Genomic DNA, 19,114 nt, shown 5'->3' with positions numbered 1-19,114 from the left:
CATGACCCGGGTGTTCAATTTCAGTGCCGGACCGGCGGCCCTGCCGGAGCCGGTGTTGCGCCAGGCTGCCGAGGAGATGCTCGACTGGCACGGTGCCGGCTGCGGTGTGATGGAAATGAGCCATCGCGGCAAGGAGTTCACCTCCATCATCGAGGAGGCCGAAGCGGACCTGCGCGAGTTGATGGCGATTCCGCAGAACTATCGCGTGCTGTTCCTCCAGGGCGGTGCAACGCAGCAGTTCGCACAGATTCCGATGAACCTGTTGGGTGCCGGTTCGGCGGATTACCTCGTGACCGGCACCTGGTCGAAAAAGGCGTTCAAGGAGGCGCAACGCCTCGCCGGGCCGCTTGGCGGCGCGGTGCGACTGGTTGGCAGCACCGAAGCGGAGGGTTTTACGCGCGCCTTACGCGCGGATGAGTTTGCGCTGGACCCGCAGGCCGCCTATGTGCATTTGTGCACCAATGAGACGATCCACGGTGTCGAGGTCGGAGACGACGGTCTGCCGCCGGCTGTGGCACCGTTCGTGGCCGACATGTCCTCGCATATCCTGTCGCGGGCGACCGACGTCAGCCGATACGGCCTGATCTACGCCGGCGCGCAGAAGAACATCGGCCCCTCCGGTCTGGTCATTGTGATCGTGCGCGACGATCTGCTGGGGCGCGCGCGCCCGCTGACGCCGACCGTGATGGACTACAAGGTCATGGCGGACAACGGTTCGATGCTGAATACGCCGCCGACTTACGGCATCTACGTCGCCGGACTCGTGTTCCGGTGGCTGAAGGCCCAGGGGGGGCTTGCGGCGATGGAGAAGCGCAACATCGAGAAGGCGACGCTGTTATACAACTTCATCGACGCCAGCGGTTTCTATCGCAACACCGTCGAAGTCGGCAGCCGTTCGCGCATGAACATTCCGTTCCTGCTGCGGGATGACGCGCTGAACGACGCCTTCCTTGCCGGCGCGAAGGCCGCGGGGCTTACGCAGCTGAAGGGGCACAAGTCGGTCGGTGGCATGCGTGCCTCGATCTACAACGCGATGCCGATCGAAGGCGTGCGGGCACTGGTGGACTACATGCGCGAATTTGCCGCGCAACATGGTTGAAACGGCTTGAGCTGCCCCGACGGGAAGTGAAGAGGCGAGCATGAGTGACGAACTGACGAATCTCAGAAACAACATCGACCGGCTCGACGAGGAGATCCTCGCGCGTCTTGCAGAGCGTGCGCGCAGCGCGCAGCGCATCGGCGAGATCAAACAGGGCAATCTCTATCGTCCCGAGCGCGAGGCGCAGGTGCTGCGACGCCTCGCTTCCGTGAATCCGGGGCCCTTGCCCGACCAGGCGGTGCAGCGGATCTTCCGCGAAATCATGTCGGCGTGCCTTGCTCTGGAGCATCCGACAAAGGTGGCCTATCTCGGGCCTGCGGGCACTTTCTCCGAGAGTGCCGCGCGCAAGCATTTCGGCGGCGCTGCGGCGCTGATGCCGACTGCCGCGATCGACGACGTGTTCCGTGCGGTGGAGGCCGGGAACGCCGACTATGGCGTCGTGCCCGTCGAGAATTCGACCGAGGGAGCCGTCGGCGGAGCGCTAGACCTGCTGCTCGCGAATCCGCTGAAGATCTGCGGCGAAGTGAATCTGCGTATCCATCAGCACCTCTTGTCGAGGGCCGAAGGCATCGGCGCGGCGAAACGGCTATATTCCCATTCCCAGTCGCTCGCGCAGTGCCACGAGTGGCTCAATCGCAACCTCGCGCACCTGTCGCGCGTCCCGGTGGCGAGCAACGCCGAGGCAGCTCGCATGGCCTCCGAGGATCCCGAGTCGTGCGCGATCGCCGGCGAGGCCGCTGCGGAGTTGTACGGGCTCAACGTGCTGGCGGCGAACATCGAGGACGATCCCAACAATACGACGCGGTTCGTCGTGATCGGCGATCATGACGCGGGGCCGTCCGGGTGCGACAAGACCTCGCTGGTGTGTTCCGCATCGAACCGTCCCGGGGCGATGCACGCGCTGCTTGAGCCGCTGGCCCGGCACGGCGTCGACATGACCAAATTGCAGTCGCGCCCGGCGCGCGGCGGGTTGTGGGAGTACGTGTTCTACGTCGATATCGACGGCCATCGCGACGATACGAGCGTCGCGGCGGCGCTGCAGGAACTCAATGAGCGGGCCGCATTCGTCAAGATACTGGGGTCCTATCCGGTGGCCGCGATCTGACGCGTCACCGTAGGCGCGAGGCGGGCAGCATCCGTGCCGGTCGACCGGTGCGGCGCGCTCCTGTCTCGTCGGCAAGGGATGGATGAGGGACGCGGGTCCCCGGAGTTTCGTGCATGGGTGTGATCGACAAGCTGGTGGTGTGCGGCGTCGGCCTGATCGGAGGGTCGTTCGCACTGGCCCTGCGCCGCGCCGGGATGGTGCGGCGCGTCGTCGGTATCGGGCGCAGCAAGGAGTCGCTGTCGCGCGCGGTGGAACTGGGTGTGATCGACGAGGCGAGCGAAGACTGGGCGTCGGCACTCGACGGCGCCGACTTCGTGTTGCTCGCCCCACCGGTGGGGCAGATGGATGCGGTCATGGAGGCCATGGCGCCGCATCTGGAACCGGGTACGGTCGTGACCGACGCGGGCAGTACCAAGCGCGACGTGATCGAGGCGACTTATCGCCATCTTGCCGGGCATCTGGCGCACACGGTGCCCGGACATCCCATCGCCGGCGCCGAGAAGAGCGGCGTCGATGCAGCTTTTGCGAGTCTGTATGACGGACGGCGGGTCGTCGTCACGCCGCTGCCCGAGAACGAGCCGGCGGCTATCCTGCGTGTCCGCGAGGCCTGGGAGGCCTGCGGCGCCGTGATCCACGAGATGCCGCCGCAGGAGCATGACCGGGTCTTTGCCGCGGTCAGCCACTTGCCGCATCTGCTTGCGTTCGGCCTCGTGCATGATCTCGCGGGGCGGGCCAATGCCGAACAGCTCTTCAGTTTTGCTGCCGGCGGATTCCGCGACTTCACCCGCATCGCGGCGAGCCATCCCGAGATGTGGCGCGACATCTGCATTGCGAACCGTCAGGCGCTGCTCGCCGAGCTAGATCAGTACCTTGCCGAACTCGCCTACATGCGCGCCCTGCTCCTGTCTGGCGACGCGGCCCGCCTCGAGCAGCTCTTCAGCGAGGCCCGCCACGCGCGCAACGAGTGGGGCGAGCAGTTCGCCAATTCCGCCAATCCAGCTTCAAGGTCGGAGTGACCATGGAATTTCTTGATTTGCCGCCGCTGCTCGGCGCGAGCGGGCGCGTTCGCCTGCCCGGGTCCAAGAGCATCTCGAACCGTACCCTCCTGCTGGCGGCGTTGGCCGATGAAGAAACCGATATCCGCGATCTGCTTGCGTCGGACGACGTCGAACGCATGCTCGAGGCGCTGCGGGCGCTCGGCGTCGAATGGTCGCGTGACGGCGAGAGCGACAACTATCGCGTGCGCGGCGTCGGCGGTCCCTTCCCGGTGAAGGCTGCGGACCTCTTTCTCGGCAATGCAGGGACCGCGTTCCGTCCGTTGACGGCCGCACTGGCGCTGTCCGGGGGCGAGTACCGGCTGTCGGGTGTTCCACGCATGCACGAACGCCCGATAGGCGACCTCGTGGATGGCCTGCGCCAGATCGGCGCCGATATCCGCTACACCGGCAACGACGGTTTCCCGCCGCTGCACATTCGTCCGGCTGCCATCCGCCCGGGCGGTGTGGTGCGCGTGCGCGGCGACGTGTCGAGCCAGTTCCTGACGGCCCTTCTGATGGCGCTGCCGCTCACCGGTGTCGAGACTACGGTCGAGGTCGTGGGCGAGCTCATCTCGAAGCCCTACATCAGCATCACGCTCGACCTGATGGCGCGCTTCGGCGTCGTCGTCCAGCGACAGGGCTGGGAACGCTTCACCGTGCCGGGCGGTGTCCGCTATCGCAGTCCCGGTGTCCTCTTCGTTGAAGGGGATGCCTCGTCGGCGTCGTATTTCCTCGCGGCGGGGGCGATCGGAGGTGGGCCGGTACGCGTGGAGGGGGTCGGGCGCAGCAGCATCCAGGGGGATGTGCGTTTCGCGGAGGCCCTCGGGCAGCTCGGCGCCCGCATCGACATGGGCGACAACTGGATCGAGGCGCGTGCCCCCGACGTTGGGCGCCTCAAGGCCTTCGATCTCGATCTCAACCACATCCCCGATGCGGCGATGACCTTGGCGGTCGCCGCCCTCTTTGCGGACGGCCCCTGCCGCCTGCGCAACATCGCAAGCTGGCGGGTCAAGGAGACCGACCGCATCGCGGCGATGGCGAACGAACTGCGCAAGGTCGGCGCCGGGGTCGAGGAAGGCGCGGACTACCTGTGCGTGACGCCGCCCGCGCGGCTAGTCCCCGCCGCGATCGATACCTATGATGACCACCGCATGGCGATGTGCTTCTCCCTCGTGTCGCTGGCCGATTGTCGCGTGCGGATCAATGATCCGAAGTGCGTGAACAAGACCTTCCCAACCTACTTCGAACGCTTCGCCGAGGTTACCCGCCCGGTGCCGGTCGTTGCGATCGACGGGCCGTCGGCGTCAGGCAAGGGCACGGTCGCGGCGCGGGTGGCCGAAGCGCTCGGCTACCACTGTCTCGACAGCGGCTCCCTGTATCGCCTTGTCGCCCTCGCCGCGATGCGGGCGGGGGTGTCGTTCGACGATGGGCCCGGCCTTGCGGGGTTGGCTGCCACGCTGCCGGCGCGCTTCGCCGAGGGGTGCGTGTTCCTCGACGGCGAGGATGTGACGGACGCGATCCGCACCGAGGAAGCCTCGGTCGGCGCTTCGAAAGTGGCGGTGCTGGCGGAGGTGCGCGCTGCCTTGCTAGACCGGCAGCGTGAATATCGTCATGCGCCCGGCCTGGTTGCCGAGGGGCGGGACATGGGTTCCGTGGTATTTCCCGATGCCGACACCAAAATATTCCTCACGGCCACCGCGCAGGCGCGCGCCGAGCGCCGCTATAAGCAGTTGATCGAAAAGGGAATGGCTGCTAACATGGAAAGTCTTCTGAAGGATCTTCAGGATCGGGATGCGCGCGATGCCGCCCGGCCCGTAGCGCCCCTGCAGAAGCTGCCGGATGCGGCGCTTCTCGATACCACCGAAATGGGCGTCGAGGAGGCCGTCGGCTTTGTGCTTGACCGGGTTCGTTCCTGACGGAGCGTTTCTGCTGAAGGTGGGTCGCCGGCTCCGGATTCCGGGGCGACCCGTTCTTATCAATCTACCGCTGGTGGCCGCTTTCGGGCAGCTTTTGGATTTCAACTCTTTATGACCTCTGTTTCCTCCGTTTCCGATTCCATGGAAAATTTCGCCGCGCTGCTCGCCGAGAGTGAGGCCCGTCAGGACATGCGTCCTGGCGAAGTGATCACCGCCGAGGTGGTCAGCATCGACCACAACTTCGTGGTCGTGAACGCCGGCCTCAAATCCGAGAGCTACGTTCCCATCGAGGAATTCCGCGACGACCGCGGCGAACTCGAAGTCCAGATCGGTGACTTCGTTCACGTCGCCATCGACGCCCTGGAAGACGGTTACGGCGAAACCCGCCTGTCTCGCGAGAAGGCCAAGCGTATCGCCGCCTGGAACGATCTCGAGAAGGCGCTCAACGAAGGCACCTTGGTCAAGGGCCTGATTTCGGGTCGTGTGAAGGGCGGTCTGACCGTCATGACCAACAGTATCCGCGCCTTCCTGCCGGGCTCGCTGGTCGACATGCGTCCGGTCAAGGACACCACGCCGTACGAAGGCAAGGAATTCGAATTCAAGGTCATCAAGCTTGACCGCAAGCGCAACAACGTCGTCGTGTCCCGCCGTGCGGTGCTCGAGGAGACGATGGGCGAAGAGCGCGAAAAGCTGCTGGCCAACCTCAAGGAAGGCACCGTCGTCAAGGGTATCGTCAAGAACATCACCGACTACGGTGCGTTCGTCGACCTGGGCGGCATCGACGGCCTGCTGCACATCACCGATCTGGCTTGGCGTCGTGTGCGTCATCCGTCGGAAGTGCTCAACGTCGGCGACGAGATCGACGCCAAGGTGCTCAAGTTCGACCAGGAAAAGAACCGCGTCTCGCTGGGTCTCAAACAGCTGGGCGAAGATCCGTGGGTGGGCATCGCACGCCGCTACCCGCAGGGTACGCGCCTGTTCGGCAAGGTCACGAACATCACCGACTACGGCGCGTTCGTTGAAGTCGAGCAGGGTATCGAGGGCCTGGTCCACGTATCCGAAATGGACTGGACCAACAAGAACATCCACCCGACCAAGGTTGTCCAGCTGGGCGACGAGGTCGAAGTGATGATCCTCGAGATCGACGAAGACCGTCGCCGCATCTCGCTGGGCATGAAGCAGTGCATGTCGAACCCGTGGGATGATTTCGCGATCAACCACAAGAAGGGTGACAAGGTCCGCGGCCAGATCAAGTCGATTACCGACTTCGGTGTGTTCATCGGCCTGGACGGCGGCATCGACGGTCTGGTGCATCTGTCGGATCTGTCGTGGAGCGATACGGGCGAAGACGCCGTGCGCCGCTTCAAGAAGGGTGACGAGGTCGAGGCCGTGGTGCTGGCGATCGACGTCGAGCGCGAGCGCATCTCGCTGGGCGTCAAGCAGCTGGAAGGCGACCCCTTCACCAACTTCATTGCTACCCACGAGAAGAACAGCCTCGTGCGCGGCGCCGTGAAGTCGGTCGATGCGCGTGGTGCCGTCATCGCGCTGAACGAGGACGTCGAAGGCTACCTGCGGGCTTCGGAAGCGGCCGCCCATCGTGTCGACGATCTTACGACGGTGCTCAAGGACGGTCAGGAACTCGAGCTGATGATCATCAACGTGGATCGCAAGACCCGTTCGATCAACCTCTCGATCCGCGCGAAGGATCAGGCCGAACAGAGCGATGCGATGCAGAAGCTGGCTTCGGATACCGCCGCCAGCGGTACGACCAACCTGGGTGCGCTGCTGAAGGCCAAGCTGAACGAGCAGAAGCAGTAAATCTGATCGGTCATGACCAAATCGGAGCTGATTGCGAGGCTCGCGGCGCGTTTTCCGCAGCTCGTCGCAAAGGATGCCGATTACGCGGTCAAGATGGTGATCGATGCGATGTCCGATGCGCTTTCGCGCGGGGATCGCATTGAGATCCGCGGGTTTGGCAGCTTTGCGTTGAATTACCGCCCGCCGCGCGTTGGGCGCAATCCGAAATCGGGTGACAAGGTGCACGTGCCAGAGAAGTACGTGCCCCATTTCAAGGCAGGCAAGGAACTGCGCGAACGCGTGGATGTCGCGGGTTGAGCGTGCAGTTCCGGAATTTGCCTCGTGATCGACAGGGAAGGCGGCGTGAGCCGCCTTTTTTTTTGTCATTTGCTCGGGGATAATTCCGATCCATGCGTATCCTGATGTGGTTCTTCCGCTTTCTGCTGTTCTTCCTGCTGTTCGGTTTCGCAGTGAAGAACGATCATCTCGTCGGCCTCCAGTTCTTCTTCGGAAGTGCCTGGCAGTTGCCGCTTGTGTTCGTGATCCTGGTGTCCTTCACTGCCGGGGCGCTGCTGGGGGTGACGGCCACCTTCGGCTCGCTGCTGCGCCAGCGCCGCGAGATCGGCCGTCTGCGCCGTCAGCTCGCCCGCACCGAGCGTGACCGCCAGGCCCCTACGGGCGTCACGGCCCCGCCTGCACCCGAAATGCAGGCACCGGAAACCTTCTGAATCCGATGGACATTGAACTTTGGTGGTTTCTCGCCCTGCCGTTGTTTTTTGCGCTGGGCTGGCTGGCCGCGCGCATCGACATCCGTCAGGTCGTGCACGAGTCGCGGGCGCTGCCGCGTTCCTATCTCTCTGGCCTGAATTTCCTGCTCAACGAGCAGCAGGACAAGGCGATCGACGCCTTCATAGAGGCGGTGACGATCGACCCCCAGACGATCGATTTGCACTTTGCACTCGGCAGCCTGTTCCGGCGGCGCGGCGAGACCGATCGCGCCATCCGCATGCACCAGAATCTTGTCGACCGCGAGGATCTGTCGGAGGAGCAGCGCCTTCAGGCGATGGCCGAATTGGGGCAGGACTATCTCAAGGCCGGCCTGCTCGATCGTGCCGAGGCAGTGTTCGCGCAGTTGCGCGATTCCCGTCTCAATGACCTCGCCATGCGTTATCTGCTGGAGATCTATCAGCAGGAGAAGGACTGGGCGAAGGCGGTGGAGGCGGCCAAGGCGCTACCCGACCACGAGAGCCTGATGTGGCGCAAGGAGGTGGCGAACTTCTATTGCGAACTTGCGACGTCGGCCCTGGCAAGTTCGAAGTACGAGGAAACGCAGAAGTATCTCGACGATGCTTTCTCGATCAATCGGCGCTGTGTGCGTGCGAGCCTGGTCCAGGGTGATCTATTTGCGGTGCAGGGGCAATACGAGGAGGCGATCGACGTGTGGAAGCGCGTCGAGAGCCAGGATCCAATTTATCTCGCGCTGGTCGCGGAGCGCGTGATGGATGCGCACTCGAAGCTGGGCCGTGTCGAGCAGGGGCAGACCTTGTTGCGCTCGTGGCTCGAACGGCATGCCTCGCTGGATCTCCTCGACGAGGTCTTTCACTGGGAGCTGGAAAAGGAAGGCTCGCGCGCAGCGTACGACCTGGTGCGTGAGGAGCTGCGGCGTAATCCGACCTTGCTGGGTCTCGACAAGCTGCTCGAGGCTGCCCTGCTGCATGTGCCGGCCGAGCAGCGCGGAGACATCGAGCTGGTGAAACAGCTCATCCACGGCCATACGCGCCGGGTGGCACGCTACCGCTGCGCCGAATGCGGTTTCAAGGCGCGGCAGTTCCAGTGGCGCTGTCCGGCCTGCGGCGGCTGGGAGACCTATCCGCCGCGGCGTACCGAAGAGTACGATCTCGCGCCGTGAGCACCACGCGCTGATCCGGGTTTTCGGCGGTTCGCGGCATGCGGACCGTTTTTCATTTCGAGCGGGGTTGATTCATGAAAATCACCGTGGTGGGTACGGGTTACGTGGGCCTGGTCAGCGGCGCCTGTCTTGCCGATGTGGGCAACGATGTGCTGTGCCTGGATGTCGATCCGGCGAAGATCCGTGTCCTCGAGGAGGGCGGGATCCCGATCCACGAGCCCGGTCTGCTGGAGATCGTGCGGCGCAACGTCGCGGCAGGACGTCTTTCATTCACGACCGACGTTGAATACGCTGCGAGATTCGGTGCGATACAGTTCATCGCGGTCGGCACGCCGCCGGACGAGGACGGATCGGCGGATCTGCAGTATGTGCTGGCGGCGGCGCGGAATATCGGGCGTCACATGGACGGTTATCGTGTGGTGGTCGACAAGTCGACCGTTCCGGTCGGCACCGGCGACAAGGTCAGCGAGGCGATCGTGGCGGAGCTGAAGGCAAGGGGGGCCGATCTGCCTTTCAGCGTGGTGTCGAACCCTGAATTCCTGAAGGAAGGCGCTGCGGTCGAGGACTTCATGCGGCCCGACCGCATCATCGTCGGCGCGAACGACGAGCGTGCGATCGTGCTGATGCGCGAGCTCTACGGGCCGTTCCAGCGCAACCACGAAAAGCTGCTGGTCATGGATGTGCGCAGCGCCGAGCTGACCAAGTACGCTGCGAACGCGATGCTCGCGACCCGCATCAGTTTCATGAACGAGCTGGCGAATCTCGCCGAAGTGCTCGGTGCGGACATCGAGCTGGTGCGCCAGGGAATTGGTTCGGATCCGCGTATCGGCTGGCATTTCCTGTATGCGGGTTGCGGCTATGGAGGCTCCTGCTTTCCGAAGGACGTCAAGGCGCTGGTCAGCACCGGCCGCGAGCATGGGCACGATCTGTTGATCCTGAACTCGGTCGAGCAGGCCAACGAGGCGCAGAAGCTGAGGCTGGTGGACAAGATCGTCGCGCGCTTCGGATCGGATCTTTCCGGAATGCATTTCGGGCTGTGGGGGCTCGCGTTCAAGCCCAACACGGACGACATGCGCGATGCGCCGAGCCGTGTGGTGATCGGGGAGCTGTTCCGCCGCGGGGCGACGGTATCGGCCTACGATCCGGTGGCGATGAGCGAGGCGCGCCGCATCTTCGGCGACGAGGGGCGGCTGCGCTACGTCGATCGTCCCATGGCTGCGCTCGATGGGGCGGACGCGCTGGTGATCGTCACGGAGTGGAAGGAATTCCGCAGCCCCGATTTCGAGCGCATCCGCGAGCTCCTGCGTCATCCGGTGGTGTTCGACGGACGCAACATGTACGAGCCGGCGACGATGAAGCGGGCCGGCCTCGAGTATCACGGGATCGGTCGGCGCTGATCCGCTGCCGCCGGCTACCGCTTGCGCTATAAGCTTATACCGCGGCGCAGGTTATCGATTCGGGGGGCGGCGGCTTAAGATCGGGGCGGATCAACCATTCCGGAACAAGGCAAGATGGATTTCAAGACGCTCGACGATTATGTGGGTCAGACTCCGCTGGTGCGCCTGCAGCGCATCGGGGCGGGGCGCAACAACGTGATCCTCGCCAAGCTCGAAGGCAACAACCCCGCGGGGTCGGTGAAGGACCGCCCGGCCCTGTCGATGATCGTGCATGCGGAGCGGCGCGGCGACATCCGCCCTGGCGATACGCTGATCGAGGCGACCAGTGGCAACACCGGCATCGCGCTGGCAATGGCTGCGGCGATCCGCGGCTATCGCATGATCCTGGTCATGCCGGAGAACCAGAGCGTGGAGCGTCGCCAGACGATGCGGGCCTTCGGTGCGGAGCTGGTGCTGACTCCGCGCGAAGGCGGCATGGAGATGGCGCGCGATGTCGCCGAGCGCATGCGCGACGAGGGCAAGGGCATCATCCTCGACCAGTTCGCCAACCCGGACAATCCGCTCGCGCATTACGAGGCGACCGGACCGGAGATCTGGGAGCAGACCGGCGGCCGCATCACCCATTTCGTCAGCAGCATGGGGACGACGGGCACGATCATGGGTTGTTCGCGCTTCCTCAAGGAGAGCAATCCGGCGATCCGCATCATCGGCTGCCAGCCTGAGGAGGGTTCGCAGATTCCCGGCATCCGCAAGTGGCCGGAGGCCTACCTGCCGCGCATCTATGAGAAGCCCCGTGTTGATGCGCTGGAGTACGTGAGCCAGGCTGATGCCGAGGAGATGACGCGGCGGCTTGCGCGCGAGGAGGGTATCTTTGCGGGCATTTCGTCGGGCGGGGCGATGCACGTGGCGGTGCGCCTTGCAGCGCAGCTGGAGAATGCCGTGATTGTGTCGATTGTTTGCGATCGCGGCGACCGTTATCTGTCGACGGGCGTGTTCCCCGGCTGACGATCTTTCTGGAGACTCGCGGATGCCGGTCCTCGTATTCGATATCGAAACCATTCCGGACGTGGCCGGTATCCGCGTGCTCCATGGCCTGCCCGAGGACCTGAGCGACTACGAGGTCGCCGAATTCGCGTTCCAGCAGCGCCGCGCCGCGGGTGGGAGCGATTTCCTGCAGCATCACCTGCAGCGTGTCGTGACGATTTCGTGCGCCCTGCGCGACGCGAACCAGTTCCGCGTGTTTTCGCTGTCGGAGCCGGACAGCGGCGAGGGGGAGATCATCCAGCGCTTCTTCGACGGCATCGAGCGCTACACGCCGCAGATCGTGTCGTGGAACGGCGGCGGCTTCGACCTGCCGGTGCTGCACTACCGCGGCCTGCGGCACGGCGTGTCGGCGCCGCGCTACTGGGACCAGGGCGAGGGCGATTATCACGACTCGCGCGATTTCAAGTGGAACAATTACATCGGCCGTTATCACAGCCGCCATCTCGATCTGATGGATCTGTTGGCGATGTACCAGCCGCGCGCGAATGCGCCGCTGGATGAGCTCGCGAAGCTGATGGGCTTCCCGGGCAAGCTCGGCATGGATGGCTCGGCGGTGTGGCCGGCCTGGCAGGAAGGGCGGATTGCGGAGATTCGCGACTACTGCGAGACCGATGTCGTGAACACTTATCTCGTGTATCTTGGTTTCCAACGCATGCGCGGCCAACTCGATTCGGCGGCCTACGAGGCCGAGCTGGACGTGGTGCGCCAGTCGCTTGCGCGCGTCGACGCGCCGCACTGGAAGGAGTTTCTCGCCGCCTGGCCGGCGCCTAATCCGTAGGGAGGTATTTCAGATGTCCCTGATCGCCACCATCGTCATCGGCTTCATCGTCGGCGTGCTCGCCCGACTGCTGCATCCGGGGAGGGACGGACTGGGCATCATCATGACGACCCTACTCGGCATCGCCGGTGCGATGCTGGCGGGCTACGGTGGACAATTTTTCGGCCTGTATCGGCCGGGTCAGCCCGCCGGCTTCGTCGGCTCGATCGTTGGCGCGATCGTGATCTTGTTTGTCGTCACGCGCCTCAGGAAATAGCCATCTGCAACAAATGAAAAGGCCAGCGCAAGGCTGGCCGTCGGCGTTGAGGTACGGGGGCGGACGGGCCGCCCCGCTCGATCAGTACACGTCGTGCTGCGTGTTGTACACGTTGAAGTGGCCAGTCGGCGTAATCAGCTTGGGATCCTTGATCACGGTCTTCAGCTGCAGGGTCTTGTCATCGACGACGACAATCGCCGACTCCTTGTCCTTCGCCGACCATACCGAGAACCACACTTCGTTGCCGTCCTTGTTGTATTCCGGCTGCACGACGCGCTTGGCGCCGTCGTCCTTGAGGCCTGCCCATTCGCCGATCGGCAGGACCTTGTAGCCAGCCTGCAGGTTCTTCAGGTCATAGACGGCGACCGACTGGCTGACCTTGGCCTCGGGATGCAGCGGGTTATCCACGTAGAGGTGGTTCGACTTCGGGTGTGTCTTGATGAACAGCGAACCGCCGCCCTGGCTCTTCAGGTTTTCGACCAGCTTCCACGCATACTGCTTGTGGCCCTTCGGGTCGGTGCCGACGAGTGCGATCGTTTCGTCGCCGAGATGGCCGGTCGCCCACACCGGGCCGTACTTCGGATGGACGAAGTTGGCGCCGCGGCCGGGGTGCGGGATCTTGCCCACTTCGACCATGCCGGCGAGCTTGCCTTCCTTGGCGTCGATCGCGGCGATCTTGTTGGACTGATTCGCGGCCACCATGAAGTAGCGCTTGGACAGGTCCCAGCCGCCGTCATGCAGGAAGCGCGCGGAGCCGATCTCGGTCATCTTCAGGTTGGTGAGGTCGGAGTAGTCGACCATCAGCGTCTTGCCCGTTTCCTTCACGTTGACGACGAACTCGGGCTTGAAATGCGAGGCGACGATCGAGGCCACGCGCGGCTCGGGATGGTATTCCTGCGTGTCGACGGTGAGGCCGCGGGTGGAGACGATCTTCAGCGGCTCGAGGGTGTCGCCGTTCATGATCACGAACTGCGGCGGCCAGTAGGCGCCGGCGATCGCCAGCTTGTCCTCGTATCCCTTGAACTTGGAGGTGTCGACCGAACGCGCTTCGAGGCCGATGCGGATTTCGGCGACGTTGTCGGGTTTCTCCATCCACAGGTCGATCATATTGACGCGAGCATCGCGGCCGATCACGAAGAGATACCGGCCCGAAGCGGAGATGCGGGAGATGTGCACCGCGTACCCGGTCTTGACGATGTTGATGATCTTCTTGGTGTCGCCGTCGATGAGGGCGACTTCGCCGCTGTCACGCAGGGTGGTCGAGAAGATGTTGGAGATGTTGTAGTTGTTCATCTTCTTCGTCGGCCGTTGCGCCGGTGGGACGATGACCTTCCACGTGTTCTTCATCTCGGGCATGCCGAATTCGGGCGGGGTCGGCGCCGTCTGCTGGATATAGCGGGCCATCAGGTCGACTTCGTCGTCGGTGAGTTCGCCCGAGGTGCCCCAGTTCGGCATGCCCGCCGGCGAGCCGTACTTGATGAAGACCTTGAGGTATTCGGTGCCGCGCGGCAGCGTAATGTCCGGGGTGAGCGGCTTCCCGGTCGCGCCCTTGCGCAACACGCCGTGACAGCCCGCACAGCGCTGGAAGTAGATGTTCCGGGCCTTGTCGAACTCGGCCTTGCTCATTTTCGGTGCTTCGGGGTTGGTGTCCTTGTAAAGGTCGACGTCGGCGATCGGCGAGCCACCTGCGTGGTACTTGGCCTCGGTGTCACCGACGTGCTTGTCGGTGTCCTGGGCGAAGGCCTGCGAGATGGCCAGCGGCAGGCTGGCGACCAAGAATGCACCGGTGATCCAGTTACTCTTCATGCTCATGACCGATCTCCTTTCAAGACAAGAAAGTACTTGTGCACGAGGTTTGCCAAGTACGTTATCGACGGGTGCTCATGCCGTCAGCGCAAGTTCTTCCGTTTGTCGTTCCTTGCCGAGCAGCGCGTGGAGCGAAACGATCGAGCCGATCATGATCAGCGCCGGCGACTTGAGTCGGGCGCGCTTGACTGATGTTGCGAGCCGGTCGAGCCGGTCCGTGAGGACGACTTGCCGGTCCGTGGTGCCGGCATGCACGACGGCCGCGGGAGTGTCGCCGGGCAGGCTGTGGGCGATGAGTTCGCGGCAGATGATTTCGAGCGCGCCGAGACCCATGTAGATCACGACCGTCTGGTTTGGGCGCGCCAGGGCAGGCCAGTCGAGGTTTACGGTGCCATCCTTGAGATGGCCGGTGGTGAAGATCACCGACCGAGCGTGATCGCGATGCGTGAGCGGCATCCCGGTGCAGGCGGAGATGCCGCAGGCCGCCGTGATGCCGGGCACGACTTCGCACGAGACGCCGTGCTCGAGCAGTTCCTCCATCTCCTCGCCGCCGCGGCCGAACATGAAGGGGTCGCCGCCCTTGAGTCGCACTACGTCGAGGCCGGCGCGCGCGAGTTCGACCAGTAGTCCGTTGATCTGATCCTGAGGCAGGGAGTGATTGCCGGCCTCCTTGCCGACATAGATCATGCGGGCGTTGGGGCCGACCAGTGCGAGGACGCCGTCGCCGACGAGGTGGTCGTACACGACCACCTTGGCGCTGCCGATCAGGCGTGCCGCCTTGAGTGTGAGCAAGTCCGGGTCGCCGGGGCCGGCTCCCACCAGATACACTTTGCCGGTCGGGCGCGATGCGTCCCCCGCGCTGCACTGCCTGAGGTCGGCGACGCGATTGTGCATGCTCATGGATGGCTCTCCAGGACGCCGCGCGGACGTACCAGCGCGGCTGGTTCTTGTGTGGCAATCAGCTGATTCGCGCCGACACTGTATCCCTACTCGTCGCCGGGGAAATTAACCGATATCAAGGAGCGCAGAATGCTGTGCGCTTGATACTTGTCGCGCCGTCGTGGATTCGGGCATCGTGAATGCGTCGCGGTGGCTGACGGGGCGGGTGATTCAATACTCGGGGGGTGACGGTGTGTCGTATGGGACGTATCGGGCGGTTTTCATGGCATTTATCGCAATGGTCGCGGGATTGCCGGCTGCCGCGCAGGAGGCGTCCCCGCAGTTGCAGCCCCAGCGTATCCGCGAGTTGGTGCATCTGGTGCGCCAGGATTGCGGTTCCTGCCACGGCCTGACCCTGCAGGGCGGATTGGGGCCCGCGCTGACGGCCCCGGCCCTGCGCGACAAGCCACGCGAGAGCCTCGTCGCGACAATCCTCGGCGGTCGCCCCGGCACGCCGATGCCGCCGTTCCGCGGCATCGTCGCGGAAGACGAGGCCGCGTGGATCGTGGATCGGCTTGCTGAAGGATTTCCGGCGGATCCCGGCGCCTCGCGCTGAGCGGGGTTTTCGTCGTCCGTGCGGCTCGATATGAGATGAGGATCAAATGCTGCACCTGATTGTGAAATACATGTGGTGGATCGTCCCGGTCCTGCTCCTTTCGGCGTGTGCGACGCCGCAGCCGACGTTGCGTGGCACCGGGGATCTCGGGGTGGTGATCGAGCGCGCGACGGGGCAGGTGCAGGTGATCGAGACGTCCGGCCGCAAGTCGCTTGCGCAGGTGTCGGGCCTCGGCGACCTGTCGCACGCGTCGGTGGTCTTCTCGCGTGACGGCCGCTACGCGTATGTTTTCGGGCGCGATGGCGGGCTCACCAAGGTCGACCTGCTGACCGCCACGATTGCTGGACGCATCCTGCAGGCGGGCAATTCGATCGGCGGGGCGGTCTCGCAGGACGGTCGCCTGGTGGTGGCTCAGAACTATGAGCCGGGCGGCATCAAGGCCTTCGACGCGGATACGCTGGAGCTCGTTGCCGACGTGCCGGCCGACTATGGCACCGAGGGCAAGCGCTCGAAGGTCGTCGGGCTCGCGGATCTGCCGGGAAACCGGTTCATCTACTCGCTGTTCGATGCGAACGAGATCCGCGTCACCGACCTGTCGGATCCGAAGAACCCGAAGACCGAACGCTATCCCGCCGGCAAGCAGCCGTACGACGCGCTCGTTACGCCCGACGGCCGCTACTACATCGCCGGCCTCTTCGGCGAGGACGGCCTCTCCATGCTCGACCTGTGGCAGTCGGCGCAGGGCGTGCGCACCATCCTGCCCGGCTACGGTCGCGGCGAACAGGCGTTGCCTGTATACAAGATGCCGCACCTGCGCGGCTGGGCGGTCGCTGCCGGGCGCGCCTACCTGCCGGCGATCGGCCGCCACGAGGTGCTCGTCGTCGAGCTCGGGAGCTGGAAGGAGGTGGCGCGCATCGCGGTCAAGAGCCAGCCCGTGTTCGTGATGGCGCGGCCCGACGGGCGCGAGGTGTGGGTGAATTTCGCCTTCCCGGATAACGGCTGGATGCAGGTCATCGACACCTTCACGAACCGTCTCGTCGACACTTTCCAGCCTGGCCGGGCGATCCTGCACATGGAGTTCACGCCCAAGGGCGAGGCGGTGTGGATCTCGGCGCGGGACGACAACAAGGTCGCGATCTACGACACGCGCACACGACAAAGGCTCGCCGAGCTGCCGGCCTCAAGCCCGAGTGGCATCTTCTTCACCAGCCGCGCGTTCCGCACGGGATTCTGAGATGAGCTGTCACGGCGCGCGCATCGTGGATATTGCCGAGGCGGGAGTTTCCGGCGCGGCGGTCGGCTCGGGGTCTTTCCGTCTTCTCAACGAATACCAGCGCGCATTTCCGCTGGTGTCGCGACCGTTCGCCGCGATCGCGGCGGAATGCGGTCTCGGCGAAAACGAGGCGCTGGATGCGCTGCGGGCCTGGCAGGCTTCGGGCGTCGTCAGCCGTGTTGGCGCCGTGTTTGCGCCGCGGCGCATCGGCGCGAGCGCCCTTGCAGCCCTCGCCGCGCCCGCGGAACGGCTAGAGGAGATTGCCGCACGCGTGAGCGCCGTCGCCGAGGTCAACCACAACTACCAGCGCGAGCACGCCTATAACCTCTGGTTCGTCGTTACCGCAGCGTCACCGGGACGACTCCGTGAGATCGTCGCCAGCATCGAGCACGACACCGGCTGCCCGGTGATCGTGCTGCCGCTGGAAGAGGAGTTCCACATCGATCTGGGCTTCGATCTGGCCGGGGGCGGCACTGCGCGCGCCGCATGCAAGGAGGCGGCCGCGCCGGCACAGCCGGCCCCCGAGGCGGCCTGTGCGCTGCCGGGGCTGGAGCGCGCCCTGATGCGTGCGCTGCAGGAAGGGCTGCCGTTGGAGTCGCGTCCGTTCGATGCCTTGGGGCGGAAGGCCGGGATCAGCGAGGCCATGGTTATAGAACTGATCGAACGCTGGCTCGCCGACGGCATCGTCAAGCGCTTCGGCATCGTCGTGCGGCATCACGAGCTGGGCTTTCGCGCCAACGCGATGTGCGTGTGGGACGTGCCGGATGAGGAGGTCAGCCGGCTCGGTCGCCTGATGGCTGCGGAGCCGGCCGTCACCCTGTGCTACCGCCGTCGCCGCGCGCTGCCGGGGTGGCGCTACAACCTGTTCTGCATGATCCACGGACGCTCGCGCGAAGCCGTGTGCGCGACCCGTGACGACATCGCCGCTCGCCTCGGCCTGGATCGATGGGCGCACGAGGTGCTCTTCAGTTGCCGCCGCTTCAAGCAGCAGGGCGCCTGTTACCTGACGGACGTCGGAACATGAGCGGTCGCCGCACGTCAGTCGACAGTCCCGTTGCCCTCGATGACATCGATCGTGTGCTGATCAACGCCTTGCAGGGCGACTTTCCGCTCTCCCGCCAGCCCTTCGCGGACGTCGGCGTGCGCTTGGGACTCGCGGAGGAAGACGTCCTCGCGCGCCTGCAGCGTCTGCTCGACGCGCGCGTGCTGACCCGCTTCGGTCCGATGTTCCAGATCGAGCGCATCGGTGGCGCGTTCTGCCTCGCCGCGATGAGTGTTTCCGACGATGCCTTCGAACATGTCACCGCGCAGGTCAACGCGTTCGTCGAAGTCGCACACAATTACCGGCGCGAGCACGCACTCAACATGTGGTTCGTGCTCGCCACCGAGCGACCCGACGGAATCACCGACTGCGCCCGGCGCATCGAAGCCGCAACCGGACTACCCGTGTTCCTCTTTCCGAAGGAACGCGAGTACTTCGTCGAAATGAAGCTGGAGGCATGACGGACGTGGCTGCCGACGACCTCGAACGCCGCATCATCGTCGCGACCCAGGGCGGCCTGCCGCTGGTTCCCGATCCCTGGGGCGCGGTCGCCGGTGAGCTGGGTATCCCTCCGAAGGAATTGCTCGCACGCATCCGCTCCATGCTCGAGCGAGGCGTGATCCGGCGCATCGGGGCGGTACCGAACCACTACGCGATCGGCTATACGGCCAATGGCATGAGTGTGTGGGACATCGATGACGAGGCGATCGATGCGGTCGGCGAATGGCTCGGCGCGCTCCCCGCCGTCACGCACTGCTATCGGCGTCCGCGTCGCCTTCCGGACTGGCCGTACAACCTGTTCGCGATGGTGCATGGTCGCAGCCACGACGCCGTGCGCGGACAGCTCGAGGACATCGCCGCCCGCCTCGAGTCGCTCTTCCCCGCGGCGTGTCGCGCCCGCGACGTGCTCTTCTCCTCGGCGATCCTGAAGAAGACCGGCCTGCGCATCCGCGACGCGGGCTGAATCCCTTTCCTTCCGCATGACGGCGATGCCGTCATTGTCCCTCCGGCTATCGGTCGGAGCGGATTCGCACGTATGTCGAATGTCTATATCCCCGCGCCGCATGGGGAAATTTAAGACACATCAAAGATCCCCAAAGTCATCAGGTCAATACTCCGCGCCAGTTGTTTGACATTCCGTGTCGCTTAAGGAGAGAAAG

Annotated in this window: 19 protein-coding genes; 17 read left to right on the top strand and 2 right to left on the bottom strand. The window is 64.6% G+C overall.

Going from position 1 to position 19,114, the window contains the following annotated elements; genetic code table 11:
• Nucleotide 1 precedes the first annotated feature (1 nt).
• The 12 genes from serC to AzCIB_RS18035 all read left to right on the top strand — a co-directional run bounded on the left by serC (nucleotide 2) and on the right by AzCIB_RS18035 (nucleotide 12,338).
• Entirely contained in the window at nucleotides 2-1,099 is a 1,098-nt protein-coding gene (gene serC, locus AzCIB_RS18090; protein WP_050417171.1) for a 3-phosphoserine/phosphohydroxythreonine transaminase, read from the top strand.
• Nucleotides 1,100-1,139: 40 nt separating this feature from the next.
• Nucleotides 1,140-2,204: a prephenate dehydratase gene (gene pheA, locus AzCIB_RS18085; RefSeq protein WP_050417170.1), complete on the top strand. Its 1,065-nt coding sequence runs from the start codon at nucleotides 1,140-1,142 to the stop codon at nucleotides 2,202-2,204.
• A gap of 113 nt (nucleotides 2,205-2,317) precedes the next feature.
• Entirely contained in the window at nucleotides 2,318-3,220 is a 903-nt protein-coding gene (locus AzCIB_RS18080; RefSeq protein ID WP_050417169.1) for a prephenate dehydrogenase, read from the top strand.
• Between the two features lie 2 nt (nucleotides 3,221-3,222).
• Nucleotides 3,223-5,157, top strand: a complete 1,935-nt coding sequence (locus AzCIB_RS18075; protein ID WP_050417168.1) for a bifunctional 3-phosphoshikimate 1-carboxyvinyltransferase/cytidylate kinase — start codon at nucleotides 3,223-3,225, stop codon at nucleotides 5,155-5,157.
• A 141-nt stretch (nucleotides 5,158-5,298) separates the two neighbouring features.
• Nucleotides 5,299-6,975 (top strand): 30S ribosomal protein S1, encoded by a 1,677-nt coding sequence (gene rpsA / locus AzCIB_RS18070; protein ID WP_050417167.1) that lies wholly within the window; start codon nucleotides 5,299-5,301, stop codon nucleotides 6,973-6,975.
• A gap of 12 nt (nucleotides 6,976-6,987) precedes the next feature.
• Nucleotides 6,988-7,272 (top strand): integration host factor subunit beta, encoded by a 285-nt coding sequence (locus AzCIB_RS18065; RefSeq protein ID WP_050417166.1) that lies wholly within the window; start codon nucleotides 6,988-6,990, stop codon nucleotides 7,270-7,272.
• Between the two features lie 92 nt (nucleotides 7,273-7,364).
• Nucleotides 7,365-7,682 carry a LapA family protein gene (locus tag AzCIB_RS18060; protein ID WP_050417165.1) on the top strand — a complete coding sequence of 106 codons (318 nt, stop codon included), beginning with the start codon at nucleotides 7,365-7,367 and terminating at the stop codon, nucleotides 7,680-7,682.
• A 5-nt stretch (nucleotides 7,683-7,687) separates the two neighbouring features.
• The gene (gene lapB, locus AzCIB_RS18055; protein WP_050417164.1) at nucleotides 7,688-8,863 is read left to right on the top strand and encodes a lipopolysaccharide assembly protein LapB; all 1,176 of its coding nucleotides are present in this window, start codon (nucleotides 7,688-7,690) and stop codon (nucleotides 8,861-8,863) included.
• A 74-nt stretch (nucleotides 8,864-8,937) separates the two neighbouring features.
• On the top strand, nucleotides 8,938-10,260 hold the full coding sequence (locus AzCIB_RS18050; RefSeq protein ID WP_050417163.1) for a UDP-glucose dehydrogenase family protein: 1,323 nt from the start codon (nucleotides 8,938-8,940) through the stop codon (nucleotides 10,258-10,260).
• Between the two features lie 114 nt (nucleotides 10,261-10,374).
• Nucleotides 10,375-11,265 (top strand): cysteine synthase CysM, encoded by an 891-nt coding sequence (gene cysM, locus AzCIB_RS18045; RefSeq protein WP_050417162.1) that lies wholly within the window; start codon nucleotides 10,375-10,377, stop codon nucleotides 11,263-11,265.
• A 22-nt stretch (nucleotides 11,266-11,287) separates the two neighbouring features.
• Complete coding sequence (locus AzCIB_RS18040; RefSeq protein ID WP_050417161.1) at nucleotides 11,288-12,082, top strand: 3'-5' exonuclease; 795 nt, start codon at nucleotides 11,288-11,290, stop codon at nucleotides 12,080-12,082.
• Between the two features lie 13 nt (nucleotides 12,083-12,095).
• Nucleotides 12,096-12,338 carry a GlsB/YeaQ/YmgE family stress response membrane protein gene (locus tag AzCIB_RS18035; RefSeq protein ID WP_050417160.1) on the top strand — a complete coding sequence of 81 codons (243 nt, stop codon included), beginning with the start codon at nucleotides 12,096-12,098 and terminating at the stop codon, nucleotides 12,336-12,338.
• An 81-nt stretch (nucleotides 12,339-12,419) separates the two neighbouring features.
• Here AzCIB_RS18035 and AzCIB_RS18030 read toward each other — a convergent pair whose 3' ends face one another.
• Entirely contained in the window at nucleotides 12,420-14,150 is a 1,731-nt protein-coding gene (locus AzCIB_RS18030) for a nitrite reductase (protein ID WP_198149557.1), read from the bottom strand.
• A 69-nt stretch (nucleotides 14,151-14,219) separates the two neighbouring features.
• Nucleotides 14,220-15,038: a uroporphyrinogen-III C-methyltransferase gene (gene cobA / locus AzCIB_RS18025; RefSeq protein WP_232299451.1), complete on the bottom strand. Its 819-nt coding sequence runs from the start codon at nucleotides 15,036-15,038 to the stop codon at nucleotides 14,220-14,222.
• A gap of 283 nt (nucleotides 15,039-15,321) precedes the next feature.
• Here cobA and AzCIB_RS18020 point away from each other — a divergent pair, with 283 nt between their 5' ends.
• The 5 genes from AzCIB_RS18020 to ahbB (AzCIB_RS18000) are packed head-to-tail and all read left to right on the top strand — an operon-like array spanning nucleotide 15,322 to nucleotide 18,918.
• On the top strand, nucleotides 15,322-15,639 hold the full coding sequence (locus AzCIB_RS18020) for a c-type cytochrome (RefSeq protein ID WP_050417158.1): 318 nt from the start codon (nucleotides 15,322-15,324) through the stop codon (nucleotides 15,637-15,639).
• A gap of 46 nt (nucleotides 15,640-15,685) precedes the next feature.
• On the top strand, nucleotides 15,686-16,873 hold the full coding sequence (locus AzCIB_RS18015; protein WP_050417157.1) for a cytochrome D1 domain-containing protein: 1,188 nt from the start codon (nucleotides 15,686-15,688) through the stop codon (nucleotides 16,871-16,873).
• Nucleotide 16,874: 1 nt separating this feature from the next.
• Nucleotides 16,875-17,936 carry a siroheme decarboxylase subunit beta gene (gene ahbB, locus AzCIB_RS18010; protein ID WP_198149556.1) on the top strand — a complete coding sequence of 354 codons (1,062 nt, stop codon included), beginning with the start codon at nucleotides 16,875-16,877 and terminating at the stop codon, nucleotides 17,934-17,936.
• The gene (locus tag AzCIB_RS18005; protein ID WP_050417156.1) at nucleotides 17,933-18,415 is read left to right on the top strand and encodes an Lrp/AsnC family transcriptional regulator; all 483 of its coding nucleotides are present in this window, start codon (nucleotides 17,933-17,935) and stop codon (nucleotides 18,413-18,415) included. The genes ahbB (AzCIB_RS18010) and AzCIB_RS18005 overlap by 4 nt, the downstream gene beginning before the upstream one ends.
• A complete protein-coding gene (gene ahbB / locus AzCIB_RS18000; RefSeq protein ID WP_050417155.1) occupies nucleotides 18,412-18,918 on the top strand; it encodes a siroheme decarboxylase subunit beta in 507 nt (168 codons plus the stop codon). The genes AzCIB_RS18005 and ahbB (AzCIB_RS18000) overlap by 4 nt, the downstream gene beginning before the upstream one ends.
• Nucleotides 18,919-19,114: the final 196 nt, after the last annotated feature.

Source organism: Azoarcus sp. CIB (assembly GCF_001190925.1).
In the GTDB taxonomy this organism is placed as follows: domain Bacteria; phylum Pseudomonadota; class Gammaproteobacteria; order Burkholderiales; family Rhodocyclaceae; genus Aromatoleum.
This window is presented reverse-complemented; position numbering and strand designations above follow the sequence as displayed.